A 17,021-nucleotide genomic window follows, 5' to 3' on the forward strand; every position below is an offset into this window, starting at 1 on the left:
CTTCAGGGCTGTTCGCAAGTGGTGCGGGTGGGATGGACGACGCGCAGATAATGATCGGCGACGTCGAGCATGCGGTTGGCAAAACCCCATTCATTGTCGAACCAGGCCAGCAGGTTTACCAGGCGAGGGCCGGAAACACGGGTCTGGCTGGCATCGACGATGGCCGAATGCGGGTCATGGTTGAAATCACAACTGGCGTGCGGCAGCTCGGTGTAGGCCAGCAAGCCTTTCAGCGGGCCGCTCAGCGCCGCCTGGTGCAGCACCCGGTTGACCTCCGCGGCCGTGGTATCGCGGCCCGTCTGCAGGGTAATGTCCAGGCACGACACGTTGACGGTCGGCACACGCACCGCTTTGGCCTGGATTCGCCCGGCAAGTTCCGGAAGCAGCCGCTCGATGCCACGCGCCAGACCAGTGGACACCGGAATCACCGACTGGAATGCCGAGCGCGTGCGGCGCAGGTCCTCGTGGTGATAGGCATCGATCACCGGCTGGTCGTTCATCGCCGAGTGGATGGTGGTGATCGACACGTACTCGAGGCCGAACGCCTCGTCCAGCACGCGCAACAGCGGCACGCCGCAGTTGGTGGTGCAGGATGCGTTGGACACCAGCCGCTCCTGGCCGGTCAGGCGGTGCTGGTTGATGCCGTAGACCACCGTGGCATCGACATCGGCTTCGCTGGCCATCGGCTGGGAAAACAGCACCCGCGGGGCGCCGGCATCCAGGAAACGCTGGGCATCGGCGCGGGTGTTGTAGGCGCCGGAGCATTCCAGCACCAGGTCCACGTCGAGCGCGGCCCAGTCGATGCCTTCGGGGGTGGGACTGCGCAAGACCTTCACGCAGTCGCCGTTGATATGCAGACAATCGCCCTCGACCTTCACTTCACCGGGAAAACGCCCGTGGGTGGAGTCGAAGCGTGTCAGGTATTCCAGACTGGCAAGGTCTGCCAGGTCATTCAGCGCAACGATCTCGAAGCCAGCCTTCGCTCCCCGCTCGAAGAGTGCGCGCAGTACGCAACGACCGATTCGGCCGTAGCCGTTGAGTGCAACCTTGAAAGGGCGTGGGTGGGGCATTCGGGTACTCACAAGATCCAGTGTGGGCAATCTGGGGAATTGGAGGTGCGCCGTTCGCGGGCAAGCCCGCTCCCACAGGTCAGGCAATATCCTGTGGGAGCGGGCTTGCCCGCGAATCGGGGCGATACCGCCCTCAGATCCTTACATCAATCTTCCAGCAGTTCCTCGGCGGTACCCAGGATGTTCTCCAGGGTAAAGCCGAATTCCTCGAACAGCGCCGCCGCCGGGGCCGACTCACCGTAGGTGGTCATGCCGATGACGCGGCCTTCGAGGCCGACATACTTGTACCAGAAGTCCGCGTGGGCGGCTTCGATGGCGATGCGCGCGCCAACTTCCAGTGGCAGCACGGACTGCTTGTAGGCGGCATCCTGGGCGTCGAACACGCTGGTGCTCGGCATCGACACGACGCGTACCTTGCGGCCCTGCCCGGTCAGCTTGTCGAAGGCCTGCACGGCCAGGCCGACTTCCGAACCGGTGGCGATCAGGATCAGCTCAGGCTCGCCCGCGCAGTCCTTGAGCACATAGCCGCCGCGGCTGATGTCAGCGATCTGCTGGGCATCGCGGTCCTGGTGCTGCAGGTTCTGGCGCGAGAAGATCAGCGCCGACGGGCCGTCCTTGCGCTCCAGGGCGTGCTTCCAGGACACGGCCGATTCGACCGCGTCGGCTGGGCGCCAGGTGTCCAGGTTCGGGGTGCTGCGCAGGCTGGTCAGCTGCTCGATCGGCTGGTGGGTCGGGCCGTCTTCGCCCAGGCCGATGGAGTCGTGGGTGTAGACGTGGATGACGCGCTGCTTCATCAGTGCCGACATGCGGACCGCGTTGCGGGCGTATTCCATGAACATCAGGAAGGTCGCGCCGTAAGGCACCAGGCCGCCGTGCAGGGCGACGCCGTTCATGATGGCGGTCATGCCGAACTCGCGCACGCCGTAGAACATGTAGTTGCCGCTGGCGTCCTCGGCGCTGACACCCTTGCAGCCTTTCCACAGGGTCAGGTTGGAACCGGCCAGGTCGGCCGAGCCGCCCAGCAGTTCAGGCAGCAGCGGGCCGAAGGCGTTCAGGGTGTTCTGGCTGGCCTTGCGGCTGGCGATGGTCTCGCCCTTGGCAGCGACTTCGCTGATGTAGGCGGTGGCCTTTTCGGCGAAATCGGCAGGCAGGTCACCGTTCAGGCGGCGCTTGAGCTCGCTGGCCAGCTCCGGGAAGGCCTTGGCGTAGGCGTCGAAACGCTGGTTCCAGTCGGCCTCGGCCTTGGCACCGGCTTGCTTGGCGTCCCACTCGGCATAGATGTCGGCAGGCACTTCGAACGGCGCGTGGTTCCAGTTCAGCTGCTTGCGCGCCAGGGCGATTTCGTCGTTGCCCAGCGGAGCGCCGTGGCAGTCTTCCTTGCCCTGCTTGTTCGGCGAGCCGAAGCCGATGATGGTCTTGCAGCAGATCAGGGTCGGACGGTCGCTCTTGCGGGCGGTCTCGATGGCGGTCTTGATCTCGTCGGCGTCATGGCCGTCGACATTGCGGATCACCTGCCAGTTGTAGGACTCGAAACGCTTCGGGGTATCGTCGGTGAACCAGCCCTCGACTTCGCCGTCGATGGAGATGCCGTTGTCGTCATAGAAGGCGATCAGCTTGTCCAGGCCCAGGGTGCCGGCCAGCGAAGCCACCTCGTGGGAGATGCCTTCCATCATGCAGCCGTCGCCCAGGAACACGTAGGTGTTGTGGTCGACAACCTTGTGCCCGTCGCGGTTGAACTGGCCAGCCATGACTTTTTCGGCGATGGCGAAGCCCACGGCATTGGCCAGGCCTTGGCCCAGCGGGCCGGTGGTGGTCTCGACGCCCGGGGTGTAGCCGAGCTCCGGGTGGCCCGGGGTGCGGCTGTGCAGCTGACGGAAGGCCTTGAGGTCGTCGATCGACAGGTCATAGCCGGTCAGGTGCAACAGCGAGTAGATCAACATCGAGCCATGGCCGTTGGACAGCACGAAGCGGTCACGGTCGGCGAACTTCGGGTTGCTCGGGTTGTGCTTGAGGTAGTCACGCCAAAGAACCTCGGCGATATCCGCCATGCCCATGGGGGCACCGGGGTGGCCGCTGTTGGCCTTTTGCACGGCATCCATGCTCAGTGCACGAATGGCGTTGGCACGTTCACGACGGCTGGGCATCGCTGATCTCCTGGGATGTGAAAGAGTAATGGAACGAAAAAAGGCGGCCATTTTCGCCCACGGCGGCCCCGGGGGCAATCACGGATGGTCGAAGGCTGGCGATTTTCCTGCGAATAACCGCAATTTCGGGACATTACACTCTGAAAAAGCTGAGTGCGCCCTGCGGCGGCTCGGCTGCCGTTCCGCTTATCGCGCAATATCAAAACTTTTTGATATTGCTATTGCGGGGGGCGGGCACCCTGTCTAGACTGCCCGACCATGAACCTGCGCGCCCCTTCGATACGTCCCGAGCCAAGCGACGACCTGACCGCCCTGTGCAAGGCCGGCGGCGATCCGCTTCGCCTGAACGTCCTGCGCGCGCTGGCCAGCGACTCCTATGGCGTGCTTGAGCTGGCGCAGATCTTCGACATTGGCCAGTCCGGGATGAGCCATCACCTCAAGGTACTGGCACAGGCCGAACTGGTGGCGACGCGCCGCGAAGGCAACGCGATCTTCTATCGCCGCGCCCTGCCTGACAGCCTGCGCCTGGGCGGTCGCCTGCACACCGCGCTGCTCGATGAGGTCGACAGCCTGTCGCTGCCAGCCGACGTGCAGATGCGTATCGTCCAGGTGCAGCAGCGGCGCGCGGCAACCAGCCAGGACTTCTTTTTGCGCGTGGAAGAAAAGTTTCGCGCCCAGCAGGACCTGATCGCCGGGCTGCCCCAGTACCGCGAAAGCCTGCTGGCGCTGCTCGACAACCTCAGCTTCGATGGCCATGCCAGCGCGCTGGAAGTCGGCCCGGGCGACGGCGAGTTCCTGCCCGAACTCGCCCGGCGCTTCGCTTGTGTCACGGCGCTGGACAACAGCCCGACGATGCTCGACCTGGCCCGCCAGGTGTGCCTGCGCGAGGGCCTGGCTAACGTGAACCTGCAGTTGGCCGATGCACTGAGTGCAACGGATGTGGAAGCCGACTGCGTAGTGCTGAACATGGTCCTGCACCATTTCAGCGACCCGGCCGAAGCCCTGCGGCGGCTGGCCACCCGGGTAAAGGCAGGCGGCAGCCTGCTGGTCACCGAGCTGTGCAGCCATGACCAGGGCTGGGCCCGGGAAGCCTGTGGCGACCTGTGGCTGGGCTTCGAACAGGAAGACCTGGCCGGTTGGGCCACGGCTGCCGGACTGACCCCCGGGGATAGCCTCTATGTAGGCTTGCGTAACGGTTTCCAGATTCAGGTACGCCATTTCGAGCGGCCTGCTGGCGACATCACCATCGGTAAATTTTAGGAACCCGTCGAGATGAGCGAATATTCCCTTTTCACCTCCGAGTCCGTGTCTGAAGGCCATCCGGACAAGATCGCCGACCAGATTTCGGACGCGGTCCTGGACGCCATCATCACCCAGGACAAGTATGCCCGCGTGGCCTGCGAAACCCTGGTCAAGACCGGTGTCGCCATCATCGCCGGCGAAGTCAGCACCTCTGCCTGGGTAGACCTTGAAGAGATCGTGCGCAAGGTCATCGTCGATATCGGCTACAACAGCTCCGACGTCGGCTTCGACGGCGCCACCTGCGCCGTGATGAACATCATCGGCAAGCAGTCGGTGGACATCGCCCAGGGCGTCGACCGCTCCAAGCCGGAAGACCAGGGCGCGGGCGACCAGGGCCTGATGTTCGGCTACGCCAGCAACGAAACCGACGTGCTGATGCCGGCGCCAATCTGCTTCTCGCACCGCCTGGTCGAGCGTCAGGCCGAAGCGCGCAAGTCGGGCCTGCTGCCCTGGCTGCGCCCGGATGCAAAGTCGCAGGTCACCTGCCGTTACGAAGGCGGCAAGGTCGTCGGGATCGACGCGGTCGTGCTGTCGACCCAGCACAATCCCGAGGTCGCGCAAAAAGACCTGCAGGAAGCGGTGATGGAGCTGATCGTCAAGCACACCCTGCCTGCCGAGCTGCTGCACAAGGACACCCAGTTCCACATCAACCCGACCGGCCAGTTCATCATCGGTGGCCCGGTGGGCGACTGCGGCCTGACCGGCCGCAAGATCATCGTCGACAGCTACGGCGGCATGGCCCGTCACGGTGGCGGCGCATTCTCCGGCAAGGACCCGTCCAAGGTCGACCGTTCGGCCGCTTACGCTGGCCGCTACGTGGCCAAGAACATCGTTGCGGCAGGCCTTGCCGAGCGTTGCGAGATCCAGGTTTCCTACGCCATCGGCGTCGCCCAGCCCACGTCGATCTCGCTGAACACCTTCGGCACCGGCAAGATCTCCGACGACAAGATCATCCAGCTGGTGCGCGAGTGCTTCGACCTGCGCCCATACGCGATCACCACCATGCTCGACCTGCTGCACCCGATGTACCAGGAAACGGCTGCCTACGGTCACTTCGGCCGCACTCCACAGCAGAAGACCGTGGGTGACGATACGTTCACCACGTTCACCTGGGAGCGTACTGACCGGGTTGACGCGCTGCGCGCTGCTGCCGGGTTGTAAGACGCTGCATCGAAGGCCCCGCCCGGGTGATCGGGCGGGGCTTTTTTGTGGGTGCGAAGGACACACCTCCTGACAATCCATCGCCGCATACGGCAGCCCTGTTGCCTAGGCTTGGCCTTCCCTACCGCCAGGCAAGGATGCCGGCCATGATCCACATGTTTCTTGCTGCTCTGCTCTTCAGTCTTTACCTGCCTGCGCTGCGGGCCGAGCCTTGCCCGCCCTGGTCACCCCAGCGCGCCGCAAGCGAGCTCGAACAACTGCGCCAGACGCTCGCTGAATGGGATGACCACTACCATCGTCTCGGTACCTCCCTGGTAGCCGACGACCTCTACGACCAGAGCCGCGAACGCCTGGAACTCCTTCAGCAGTGTTTCGCCGACAAGGTCAAAGCCAACCCCCTTGCCACCGCTGCAGGCCCGGTCGCCCACCCGGTTCCCCACACCGGCGTCGCCAAGCTGGCCGATGAACGCGCCGTGCAGGCCTGGATGAGCGACAAGCAGAACATATGGATACAACCCAAGGTGGATGGCGTCGCGGTCTCGCTGGTGTACAAGCAAGGCAAACTGGCACGCCTGCTCAGCCGGGGCGACGGCGTCCATGGCCACGACTGGAGCCGGCACTTGCCGCGGCTGAGCGCCATCCCCGCTCGACTCCCGCAACCCGTCGACCTGGTCTTGCAGGGCGAAGTGTACTGGCGTCTCGATGCCCATGTGCAAGCCACCGCGGGCAGCGTGAAGGCGCGCAGCATCATCGCCGGCCTCATGGCGCGCAAGCAGATGACCGTCACCCAGGGACAAGGTGTTGGCCTGTTCGCCTGGGACTGGCCGGCCGGCCCCGTGACCCAGCAGGAGCGCCTGGCGCAGTTGCAAGCGCTGGGGTTTGTCGACACCGCGCGCTACAGCCAACCGGTGCGCAATGTCGACGAGGCCGCGAAATGGCGGGCGCAGTGGTACGGATCGCCCCTGCCCTTCGCCACCGACGGGGTGATCCTGCGACAGGACCAACGCCCGCCCTCGACCCGCTGGAAGGCCCAGGCACCCTACTGGATCGCGGCGTGGAAGCATCCGTTCGCCACGGCGATGGCCGAGGTGCGCGAGGTCCACTTCACCGTCGGGCGTACTGGCCGTGTTACTCCAATGCTGCGCCTGCGGCCAGTCATCCTGGATGATCGGCGCATTACCCAGGTGAGCCTGGGTTCCTTGGCGCGCTGGCGCGGCCTGGATATCCGTCCGGGCGACCAGGTGGCCATCAGCCTGGCCGGGCTGACCATCGCGCGCGTGGACCAGGTGGTGCACCGCAGCATCGAGCGCGTGCCCGTGCAACCGCCACCTCAAGGGCGTTTCCATGGCATGACCTGCTGGGAGGCAATCCCGGGCTGCGAAGAGCAGTTCGTCGCAAGGCTCGCCTGGCTAGGGGGCAAGCAAGGACTGGACCTGCCGCGCGTGGGCCCCGGGGTATGGCGCAGCCTGGTGGAAGCAGGCCAGGTCACCACCCTGGCGGACTGGCTTGGCCTGCGCAGCGAAGACCTGCTCACGCTGAGCGACCTGGGTCCGGCACGCGCCCGCCATTTCGCGCAGGGCATCGCCGCCGCCCGCACGCGCCCATTCGAACAGTGGCTGCGCGCCCTGGGCACACCGGCGCCCCGCGGCCTGGATCTGCCTCACCCGTGGAGCGCCCTGGCGGGCCGGGATGCCGGGCAATGGCAGAGGGAACCCGGTGTCGGCGCACGCCGGGCCGAGCAGTTGCAGCAGTTCTTCCAGGACCCGGCCATTCAGGGGCTGGCACAAAGGCTTCGATCAGAGGCCATTGATGGCTTTTGATCAAGGACGGTCTGTCACGCCCGAAACCGTAGGACTTATCTGATCGTCACCCGGAAAATTCCACTAAGGGTTTCTAAATCGAATAAATCAGGGCAGGATTTCCCATTATTTTTGCTGCCCTGCCCCTTTGAGGAGGCCCTCATGAAACTGTTTTCCACGCTTGTCCTGCTGTCCGCATTCGGCCTCGCCGCCGGCCCTCTCCAGGCCGCGCAACCTGATCCTGGCCTGACGGGCTGCGCCGCCAAGCGCAGCGCCATCGAAAACCAGCTCAAGGAAGCGCGCGCGCACAACAACAAGGGCCAGATCGACGGCCTGGAAACGGCCTTGAAGGAACACACCGAGCACTGTACCGACAGCAGCCTGCGCAAGCAGCGCGAACAGAAGGTGCTGGACGCCCGCCACGAAGTGTCCCAGCGCGAGCGCGACCTGGACAAAGCCATGAAAAAAGGCGACCCGGAGAAGATCAACAAGCGCAAGGACAAGCTGGCCGAGTCCCGCAAGGAGCTCAAGGACGCCAAGGATGAGCTGGACAAGTAACGCCACGCGGTATCGGCTTCCAGGTACCCCACCAGCCCGCCAGCAGATCCATTGAGAGAGGCTGGCGGCCTTGATCACGTTCTTTGCGCCTCGCCCAAAAGGATTCGCCCTTCATGAAATCTGCTCTACGCCACCTCGGCTGGGCGCTACCGGCGCTGGCCCTGCTGGCCGGCTGCAACGGCAAGGAAGACCACGCCGTCAAGCCTGAACCCCACGCGATCGCCACCTACGCCAGCGCCGACTGGAAAGACCTGCCCACGGTCAGCGACAGCGACCTGCTGGCCGGCTTCGAGGCCTGGCGCAGCGCGTGCGAGCGCCTCAAGCGCGATGCGACCTGGGCAACCACCTGCCAGGCCGCAGTCCAGGTACCGGCCGAGGCAGGCAAGGTTCGCGGCTTTCTCAACGAGCACTTGCAGGTCTATGGCCTGCGCTCGGCACAGAACAACGCCAATGGTCTGATCACCGGTTACTACGAGCCCGTCTATCCCGGCAGCCTGACCGCCACGGACACGGCCAGTGTGCCGGTCTACGGGGTCCCCCAGGACATGATCACGGTCGCCCTCGACAGCGTCTATCCCGAACTCAAGGGCAAGCGCCTGCGCGGACGCCTGGACGGTCAGGTACTCAAGCCCTATGACACCGCCGAGGTGATCAACCGTGAAGGCGCCAAGGCCCCCGTGCTGGCCTGGTTGACCGACCCGATGGACCTGCAGTTCCTGCAGATCCAGGGCTCCGGCCGCATCCAGCTGGACGATGGCCGTCAGCTGCGCATCGGCTATGCCGACCAGAATGGCCACCCGTACCGGCCGATCGGCCGCTGGCTGGTGGAGCAGGGCCAGCTGAAGAAAGAAGACGTCACGATGGGCAGTATTCACGCGTGGGCCCAGGCCAATCCGGGGCGGGTCCCTGAACTGCTGGCCAGCAACCCCAGCTACGTGTTCTTCAGTGCCCGCCCGGACAGCAACGAAGGCCCGCGCGGCTCGCTCAACGTGCCGCTGACCGCAGGCTATAGCGTGGCGATCGACCGCAAGGTGATTCCCCTGGGAAGCCTGCTCTGGCTATCCACCACGCGGCCTGACGGCAGCCCGGTGGTACGTCCGGTCGCGGCGCAGGATACCGGGGGCGCGATCACCGGCGAGGTGCGCGCGGACCTGTTCTGGGGCACCGGCAGCGAAGCCGGCGCGCTTGCTGGCGACATGAAGCAGCAAGGCCGGATCTGGCTGCTCTGGCCCAAGGGCGCGGCGCTGCCAGAAGTGCCGAAGGCACCTTGAGCTAGGCCGAGATCACGAAGAACGACACGATCAGCGCCAGGCCGGCGAACCACACCAGCGACCGCAGCGCGGCCCAGTCGGCCAGGTAGCAGATGATGTAAAGCAGACGGCTGGTGATGTAGAGGACCGCCAGTACATCCTGGGTAACCTGGTCGGCATTGCCGACCAGGTCGGCGATCAACACCGCGGCGGCGAATGCCGGAAAGGCCTCGTAGCCGTTCTGCTGCGCGGCATGGGCGCGGCGCGGCAGACCTTCGAGCTTTTCCAGAAAGGCACGCGGGTCATGGTTATGACCCATGCGGAACTTGCCACTGCTGAGCTTGGCGGTCAGCGCGCAGAGCGGCGGCTGGAAGATCGCGATCAGTACACACCACAGGGCAACGGTCATGGGGGATTTCCTTGTCGGAGGGGTCGGGTTCAGAGCTTCATCACCAGCATGCCTGCCAGCACCAGCCCGCAGGCTAAGAGCCTCGGGCCGCCAAAAGGTTCTTTGAGATAGCGCATGCCCAGCAACACCACCAGAATCACGCTCAACTCGCGCAGCGCCGCCGCCTCGGCCACCGAGCCCAGGTGCATGGCCCACAGCACCAGCGCGTAGCTGAGCAGCACGCACAACCCCACCGCCAGCCCCAGCCGCCACTGCAGGCGCCAGAACAGCCTGAACGGTGCCCGGCGGGCCACGGCGGCCAGCAGCGGAAACGGCCAGGCGCTGAGCAGCGTCAGCCAGACCAGGTAGTCGAACGGCTTGCCCCACAGGCGCAAGGCCTGGCCGTCGAACCAGGTATAGCAACCGATGCACAGGCCGATCAGCCCCACCACCGGCAACATCGACCACGGCAACCGGTCACCGCCCCCGCCCTGCCACAGCAGGCACGCCATGCCACAGGGGATCAGCAGGATGCCAATGATCTGCTGGCTGCTCAGCGCCTCACCGGCGAACGCCAGCGTCAGCGCCAGCACCACCAGCGGCGACAACCCGCGCATCAGAGGATAGACCAGCCCCAGGTCACCGACCCGGTAGGCCCGGATCAGCAGCACCCGGTACAACTGCTCGGCCACTGCCGAAGCGATCAGCCAAGGCCACACCGCCACTGGCGGCACACCGACAAACGCCACCGCCCCCACCGCGAACACCAGCGCCACCGTGTCCATGCTCGCGATCACCAACAGGCGCTCGCCGCTAAATTTGATCAGGGTGTTCCAGGTCGCGTGCAGCAGCGCCGCGATCAACACAAGCGAGGTGGCTAGCATCGTTACAGTCCTTGGAGAAGCAAGCAAGCCAGGCATTGAAAGGCAAAGCAAGCTACATCGAGGCTTATTCTCAAGCCTTGAATGGCCGGTGTTAAGGTTTAGGAATTGGCCTACACAAATTGGAGAATTCTCCAGCGCATACGTCCTCCGCGAAAGGAGGAGAAGTGGATATATTGTCGCCCCCTATTCTCAAACAAGCCCTCATCCAATGATATTGACGCGTCGGCCACGGCAGCATAGTATCGTCTCAACGCATGGGTTAACGCCCGTGCCTACCTTCCGAGGCCCGCTATGCGCAAGCATGCGGGCTTTCGTGTTTCTGGGCCAAGGGCTTTGGAAACGATGACGCACTATGTCGCTTACTTGGACGAATTTGGACATGTAGGCCAGTACGTCGCCCGCGACCATCCTAACTTCAGGACCAGCCCCGTGTTCGGCCTGGCAGGCATGCTGATCCCCGCCGATCAAGTGAGAGAGTTTGCGATCTACTTTTTCAAGCTCAAGTGCCAGCTCCTGGCTTGGGACCTGATAAACGATAATCCGCGCAACCTTCCCGCTTACCAATGGGAGAAGAAAGGATCAACGCTCTACACCACCCGCAATGTCACTCGCTACCGCGTGTTGAGGCAGTCGACGTTCCGCTTGCGCTCCAGTGCGCCGATTGGATCTGCGGGCTGATCGGTCGACTAACTGCGCTTGCCGTGTCTCCGACGGAATTTCAGGATTGGGTGCCCTTCGAGACTTACTTTTCGATGCGTATTGGGGAAGTCACTCTTCCCTCTTGCGGCCTGGACGAGCAGGAAGAAGCCTGCGTCTTACCGGACGACGGGGTCGAAATTGTAATGCCGTAGGTCAGGCATTTCTGCCTGGAATATTCGCTAGCGAAACCCTGCAACCGAAACGCTGTCAACGATGGCAGTCAAAAACTGTGTCCCGAACCCCTCCTGCGGTCATCAAACAACTGCCCGGACTTTTCGGGTACCGGCTCGCAGACCCATTGCCACAGGACTTCGGATGCTTGAGATTGTTGCTGTCTTTATTTGCCTGACCACCCTCCTCACCTACGTCAACTACCGTTTCATCGGCCTGCCGCCAGCCATCGGCGTGATGGTCACCGCGCTGCTGTTCTCCCTGATGCTGCAGGGCCTGAGCCTGATCGGCTACCCGGGCCTGGAGGCGCGGGTCGAGGGGTTGATGAACCAGATCGACTTCAATGACCTGCTGATGCACTGGATGTTGTCGTTCCTGCTGTTCGCCGGCGCCTTGCATGTCAACCTGGCCGACCTGCGCAGCTATCGCTGGCCAATCGGCCTGCTCGCCACGGTGGGGGTGCTGATCGCCACCGTGGTGATCGGCTACCTGGCGCACTGGATCTTCGCGCTCTTTGGTTGGCACGTGAGCATGCTGTACTGCCTGCTGTTCGGTGCGCTGATCTCGCCCACCGACCCGATCGCGGTGCTCGGCGCGTTGCGTACTGCAAACGCCTCGAAGCCGCTGAAAACCACCATCGTCGGCGAGTCGCTGTTCAACGATGGCACCGCGGTCGTGGTGTTCACCGTGCTGCTGGGCATCGCGCAGCTTGGCGAGACCCCGAGCGTGGCCGACACGGCCGTGCTGTTCGTGCGTGAAGCCGTGGGCGGCGTGGTGTTTGGGGCGGTGATCGGCTACGCCATCTACCGGATGATCAAGAGCATCGAGCAGTATCAGGTCGAGGTCATGCTGACCCTGGCGCTGGTCATCGGCGGCTCGGCGCTGGCGTACGAGCTGCATGTCTCGGCACCGATCGCGATGGTGGTCGCGGGGCTGATCATCGGCAACCTGGGCCGCAACCTGGCGATGAACGACATGACGCGCCGCTACCTGGACGGTTTCTGGGAGCTGATCGACGACATGCTCAACGCCCTGCTGTTCGCGCTGATCGGCCTGGAGCTGCTGCTGTTGCCGTTCAACTGGCTGCACGTCGCGGCTGCCACTGCCCTGGCGCTGGCGATCCTGCTGTCGCGCCTGCTGACGGTGGCCCCGGCCATCCTGTTGCTGCGTCGCTGGCGCCCGGTGCCGAGCGGCACGATTCGCGTGTTGACCTGGGGCGGCCTGCGCGGCGGTGTCTCGGTGGCTTTGGCGCTGTCGCTGCCTGCCGGCGAGGAACGTGACCTGCTGCTGAGCATCACCTACATCGTGGTGCTGCTGTCGATCCTGATCCAGGGCCTTAGCATCGGCCGGGTGGTGCGTGGAGTGACCGGGCAGAAAGACGCCCCGGCCACCGACCACTAGCAGGTCATTCGATCGCCGTGTCGAACTGATCCTGGATGTACTTGATTTCGGTCCGCCCGTGCGCCGCGGGCAGGCCGTCTTCGCCGAGGTTGACGAAGACCATCCTGTCGACCGTGAGGATGCTCTTGCGGGTGATCTTGTTGCGCACCTCGCACTTGAGGGTGATCGAGGTGCGGCCGAATTCGGTGGCGGTGATGCCCAGCTCGATGATGTCGCCCTGGCGCGAGGCGCTGACGAAGTTGATCTCCGAGATGTACTTGGTCACCACGCGCTGGTTGCCCAGCTGGACAATGGCGTAGATCGCCGCTTCTTCGTCGATCCAGCGCAACAGGCTGCCACCGAACAGCGTGCCGTTGGGATTGAGGTCTTCGGGTTTAACCCACTTGCGGGTGTGGAAGTTCATCATTGCTCCTGACCGGTTTGCCAATCGTGCAGCCATGATGGCAGAGCCGTTCGTCGTACTCCATCGGCCATCGACCATCGTCTCGATTAATCGACAGAAAACCGTGGGCGCCAGCGCGCACCACAGCTATAATCGCCCACGTTTCACATGGCCGCCCACAGCGGGGCCATGCCCGCCACCTGTCCGAGGGGCGCTGCAGCAGGCTCGGCCTGTCAGGCTCGGATGGGGCGTTGTCCGTCTCGCGGACGCTTAACGCACAACGGCGCCCATTCGCACACTACGAATGGAGGCTCTTCATGAGCGCTGTAAACACGCCTGCAGGTTTTACCGATTTCAAGGTCGCTGACATCTCCCTGGCCGCCTGGGGCCGTCGCGAAACCATCATCGCCGAGTCCGAAATGCCGGCACTGATGGGTCTGCGCCGCAAGTACCTGCAAGAGCAACCGCTCAAGGGCGCCAAGATCCTCGGCTGCATCCACATGACCATCCAGACCGCCGTGCTGATCGAGACCCTGGTTGCCCTGGGTGCCGAAGTGCGCTGGTCGTCGTGCAACATCTTCTCGACCCAGGACCAGGCCGCTGCCTCCATCGCCGCCGCCGGCATCCCGGTCTTCGCCTGGAAAGGCGAGACCGAGCAGGAGTACGAGTGGTGCCTGGAGCAGACCATCCTCAAGGATGGCCAGCCATGGGACGCCAACATGATCCTCGACGACGGCGGCGACCTGACCGAGCTGCTGCACAAGAAGTACCCGACCGTGCTGGAAAACGTCCACGGCGTGACCGAGGAAACCACCACCGGTGTGCACCGCCTGCTCGACATGCTGGCCAAGGGCGAACTGAAAGTCCCGGCGATCAACGTCAACGACTCGGTCACCAAGAGCAAGAACGACAACAAGTACGGCTGCCGTCACAGCCTCAACGACGCCATCAAGCGCGGCACCGACCACCTGCTGTCGGGCAAGCAGGCGCTGGTGATCGGCTACGGTGACGTGGGCAAGGGCTCGGCCCAGTCGCTGCGTCAGGAAGGCATGATCGTCAAGGTTTCCGAAGTCGACCCGATTTGCGCCATGCAAGCCTGCATGGACGGCTTCGAGCTGGTCTCGCCGTTCGTCGACGGCATCAACGATGGCACCGAGGGCAGCGTCGACAAGGCACTGCTGGGCAAGATCGACCTGATCGTCACCACCACCGGTAACGTCAACGTCTGCGATGCCAACATGCTCAAGGCCCTGAAGAAGCGCGCCGTGGTCTGCAACATCGGTCACTTCGACAACGAGATCGACACCGCCTTCATGCGCAAGAACTGGGCATGGGAAGAGGTCAAGCCGCAGGTGCACAAGATCCACCGCACCGGCCTGGGCGATTTCGACCCGCAGAACGACGACTACCTGATCCTGCTGGCCGAAGGCCGTCTGGTGAACCTGGGCAACGCCACCGGTCACCCAAGCCGCATCATGGACGGCTCGTTCGCCAACCAGGTGCTGGCACAGATCTTCCTGTTCGAGCAGAAGTTCGCCGCCCTGTCGCCTGCGCAGAAAGCCGAGCGCCTGACCGTCGAAGTGCTGCCCAAGAAGCTTGACGAAGAAGTGGCCCTGGAAATGGTCCGCGGCTTCGGCGGCGTGGTCACCCAGCTGACCCGCCAGCAGGCCGACTACATCGGCGTGACTGTCGAAGGCCCGTTCAAGCCGGACGCCTACCGCTACTAAGCCGCCACGCGGGAAGTTGCACGCGGCGGGCGACACGCCAGGGCAGACCATGCCTGGCCCCGCTTGCCGCGTGCAGCATTGAAGATGCCTGGGCCAGGTCGGCCTGAACCGTCCTGGCTTCTACTTGCGGCTTGCAGCTTTGCGCTTGCAGCTCCGAGGTATGCCTGATGTCTGAAGAACGCCGTTACAGTTTCGAATTTTTCCCTACCAAGACCGACGCTGGCCACGAAAAGCTGATGGGCGTTGCCCGTCAACTGGCCACCTACAACCCTGATTTCTTCTCCTGCACCTACGGTGCCGGGGGCTCGACCCGCGACCGCACGCTCAACACCGTGCTGCAGCTGGAACACGAGGTAAAGGTCCCGGCCGCCCCGCACCTGTCGTGCGTTGGCGACAGCAAGGAAGACCTGCGCAGCCTGCTGGCGCAGTACAAGGAAGCCGGCATCAAGCGCATCGTCGCCCTGCGCGGCGACCTGCCATCGGGCATGGGCATGGCCAGCGGCGAGCTGCGCCACGCCAATGACCTGGTCGAGTTCATCCGCCAGGAAACCGGTGACCACTTCCATCTGGAAGTCGCCGCCTACCCTGAGATGCACCCGCAGGCACGCAATTTCGAGGACGACCTCAACAATTTCGTGCGCAAGGTCAAGGCCGGTTCCGACAGCGCCATTACCCAGTACTTCTTCAACGCCGACAGCTATTTCTATTTTGTCGAGCGCGTGCAGCAGATGGGCGTGGATATCCCTGTGGTGCCGGGCATCATGCCGATCACCAACTACAGCAAGCTGGCACGCTTCTCCGACGCCTGCGGCGCCGAGATTCCGCGCTGGATCCGCAAGCAGCTCGAAGCCTACGCCGATGATGCGAACAGCATCCAGGCCTTTGGCGAAGAAGTGATCACCCGCATGTGCGAGCAACTGCTGCAAGGCGGCGCACCGGGGCTGCATTTCTATACCCTCAACCAGGCCGAGCCTAGCCTGGCGATCTGGAATAACCTGCAACTGCCGCGTTGATGTTCGAGTGCAGGGTCTGAAGCCCACACGGCTCCGGCCCTGCGCCGCCCCTCCGGATTCCCACGCCACTGCCACGCTGGCCAGCGCCTGCCCCACGTCGTAATCTTGCGCCATGCCCCACCTTAGCCGCCTCCTCTGCACACTCCTGCTCGCCAGCCTGAGCTTCCTGGCGCATGGCGAACGGCTGCGCATTGTCAGTGATGAATGGTCCCCCTATTTCTACCAGGAAAACGGCCAGTTCCGGGGCATGGACTACGAGGTCGCCAATGAAGTCTTCAGGCGTCTGGACATTCAGGTGCACTGGCAGATCCTGCCGTGGAAGCGCTGCCTGGCACTGGTCGAGCAAGGCCTGGCGGACGGCATTCTGGATATCTTCCAGACTTCCGCGCGCCAGGCAGCGATGGTCTATCCCGACGAGCCGATGTCGACCGTGGAATTCGTGCTGTTCCAGGCCAAGGCTCGTCCGCATCAGGTGAACCGCCTTGAAGACCTCGCCGGACTGACCGTGGGCACCTCTCCCGGATACGACTACGGGCCGGCATTCCTTGAATCGACGCTGTTTCGCCGCGAAGCCGCGCCCACCCATGAGGCCAACCTGGGCAAGTTGCAACGGGGACGCATCGACCTGCTGGTCACCGACCGCCGCGTCGGTCTGTACCTGCGCCAGCAACTGGGCCTGGAACACGCCGTCGAGGACCTCGCGCTGGTGATCAGCCAACAGCCGCAATACCTGGGCCTGGCGCGCAAACCTGGCCGCGCGGTGCTGGCTGAACGCTTCGCGGCCGAGCTGCGCCGCTTCAAGCAGGAGCCTGCCTACGCCGAACTCCGGGCCCGCTACGACGGCGAGCTTGCGAGCATTCCTCGCGCCGTTGAGCAGCAGGAAAGCGGCACGCCTTGATTGCTCTGTTATACTCGGGCCTTCCCGCCAGGCTTACGCCCGGACGCTCGGCCTTGCAGCAGGCATCCCGACCGGCAGAAACGCGCGCCTAGAGCCCGCCCGCCGCTTCCCGGATGCACAGTTAAAGCCCTGCTGGACCGGACGCGACCGCATCCCTGCGATGCTTGTCGCGCC

At 64.0% G+C, this 17,021-nt stretch carries 15 protein-coding genes and 1 riboswitch; of the genes, 10 read left to right on the top strand and 5 right to left on the bottom strand.

The genetic code is table 11. The annotated features are described in order from the left end of the window. Nucleotides 1-2: 2 nt before the first annotated feature. Complete coding sequence (gene epd, locus VJS90_RS16920; protein WP_324122793.1) at nt 3-1,070, bottom strand: erythrose-4-phosphate dehydrogenase; 1,068 nt, start codon at nt 1,068-1,070, stop codon at nt 3-5. A 146-nt stretch (nt 1,071-1,216) separates the two neighbouring features. Beyond that, nucleotides 1,217-3,214 carry a transketolase gene (gene tkt / locus VJS90_RS16925; RefSeq protein WP_324122794.1) on the bottom strand — a complete coding sequence of 666 codons (1,998 nt, stop codon included), beginning with the start codon at nt 3,212-3,214 and terminating at the stop codon, nt 1,217-1,219. A 258-nt stretch (nt 3,215-3,472) separates the two neighbouring features. On the opposite strand from tkt, the gene VJS90_RS16930 reads away from it, so the two are divergent. The 5 genes from VJS90_RS16930 (at nt 3,473) to VJS90_RS16950 (ending at nt 9,305) form a co-directional block, all read left to right on the top strand. Then, on the top strand, nt 3,473-4,474 hold the full coding sequence (locus tag VJS90_RS16930; RefSeq protein ID WP_324122795.1) for a metalloregulator ArsR/SmtB family transcription factor: 1,002 nt from the start codon (nt 3,473-3,475) through the stop codon (nt 4,472-4,474). 12 nt (nt 4,475-4,486) lie between these two features. Continuing rightward, nucleotides 4,487-5,677: a methionine adenosyltransferase gene (gene metK, locus VJS90_RS16935; protein WP_158458586.1), complete on the top strand. Its 1,191-nt coding sequence runs from the start codon at nt 4,487-4,489 to the stop codon at nt 5,675-5,677. A gap of 146 nt (nt 5,678-5,823) precedes the next feature. After that, nucleotides 5,824-7,497: an NAD-dependent DNA ligase LigB gene (gene ligB / locus VJS90_RS16940; RefSeq protein ID WP_324122796.1), complete on the top strand. Its 1,674-nt coding sequence runs from the start codon at nt 5,824-5,826 to the stop codon at nt 7,495-7,497. 141 nt (nt 7,498-7,638) lie between these two features. Next, the gene (locus VJS90_RS16945) at nt 7,639-8,034 is read left to right on the top strand and encodes a DUF1090 domain-containing protein (RefSeq protein ID WP_324122797.1); all 396 of its coding nucleotides are present in this window, start codon (nt 7,639-7,641) and stop codon (nt 8,032-8,034) included. 113 nt (nt 8,035-8,147) lie between these two features. Continuing rightward, nucleotides 8,148-9,305, top strand: coding sequence for a murein transglycosylase A (locus tag VJS90_RS16950; RefSeq protein ID WP_324122798.1), 1,158 nt, complete (start codon nt 8,148-8,150; stop codon nt 9,303-9,305). A gap of 1 nt (nt 9,306) precedes the next feature. Here the strand turns inward: VJS90_RS16950 and VJS90_RS16955 are convergent, their stop codons facing one another. Together VJS90_RS16955 and VJS90_RS16960 are read right to left on the bottom strand one after the other, a co-directional pair. Continuing rightward, nucleotides 9,307-9,693 (bottom strand): MAPEG family protein, encoded by a 387-nt coding sequence (locus VJS90_RS16955; protein ID WP_324122799.1) that lies wholly within the window; start codon nt 9,691-9,693, stop codon nt 9,307-9,309. A 29-nt stretch (nt 9,694-9,722) separates the two neighbouring features. Then, nucleotides 9,723-10,556, bottom strand: a complete 834-nt coding sequence (locus VJS90_RS16960; protein WP_324122800.1) for a DMT family transporter — start codon at nt 10,554-10,556, stop codon at nt 9,723-9,725. Nucleotides 10,557-10,847: 291 nt separating this feature from the next. Between VJS90_RS16960 and VJS90_RS16965 the strand changes: the two genes are divergently transcribed. Together VJS90_RS16965 and VJS90_RS16970 are read left to right on the top strand one after the other, a co-directional pair. Next, a complete protein-coding gene (locus VJS90_RS16965) occupies nt 10,848-11,234 on the top strand; it encodes a DUF3800 domain-containing protein (protein ID WP_324122801.1) in 387 nt (128 codons plus the stop codon). A gap of 336 nt (nt 11,235-11,570) precedes the next feature. Beyond that, nucleotides 11,571-12,827: a sodium:proton antiporter gene (locus VJS90_RS16970; protein ID WP_324122802.1), complete on the top strand. Its 1,257-nt coding sequence runs from the start codon at nt 11,571-11,573 to the stop codon at nt 12,825-12,827. A gap of 4 nt (nt 12,828-12,831) precedes the next feature. On the opposite strand, the gene VJS90_RS16975 is transcribed toward VJS90_RS16970, so the two are convergent. Further along, nucleotides 12,832-13,230 carry an acyl-CoA thioesterase gene (locus VJS90_RS16975; protein WP_324122803.1) on the bottom strand — a complete coding sequence of 133 codons (399 nt, stop codon included), beginning with the start codon at nt 13,228-13,230 and terminating at the stop codon, nt 12,832-12,834. Nucleotides 13,231-13,409: 179 nt separating this feature from the next. Further along, nucleotides 13,410-13,505: riboswitch (S-adenosyl-L-homocysteine riboswitch) on the top strand. Between the two features lie 21 nt (nt 13,506-13,526). On the opposite strand from VJS90_RS16975, the gene ahcY reads away from it, so the two are divergent. From ahcY to VJS90_RS16990, 3 genes are all read left to right on the top strand, one after another. Then, a complete protein-coding gene (gene ahcY, locus VJS90_RS16980) occupies nt 13,527-14,936 on the top strand; it encodes an adenosylhomocysteinase (RefSeq protein WP_324122804.1) in 1,410 nt (469 codons plus the stop codon). 167 nt (nt 14,937-15,103) lie between these two features. After that, nucleotides 15,104-15,949 carry a methylenetetrahydrofolate reductase [NAD(P)H] gene (gene metF, locus VJS90_RS16985; RefSeq protein WP_324122805.1) on the top strand — a complete coding sequence of 282 codons (846 nt, stop codon included), beginning with the start codon at nt 15,104-15,106 and terminating at the stop codon, nt 15,947-15,949. 112 nt (nt 15,950-16,061) lie between these two features. Next, on the top strand, nt 16,062-16,847 hold the full coding sequence (locus VJS90_RS16990) for a substrate-binding periplasmic protein (RefSeq protein ID WP_324122806.1): 786 nt from the start codon (nt 16,062-16,064) through the stop codon (nt 16,845-16,847). The last annotated feature ends 174 nt before the right edge of the window (nt 16,848-17,021 follow it).

Origin of the sequence: Pseudomonas sp., from assembly GCF_035277045.1 — a bacterium.
Lineage (GTDB): Bacteria > Pseudomonadota > Gammaproteobacteria > Pseudomonadales > Pseudomonadaceae > Aquipseudomonas.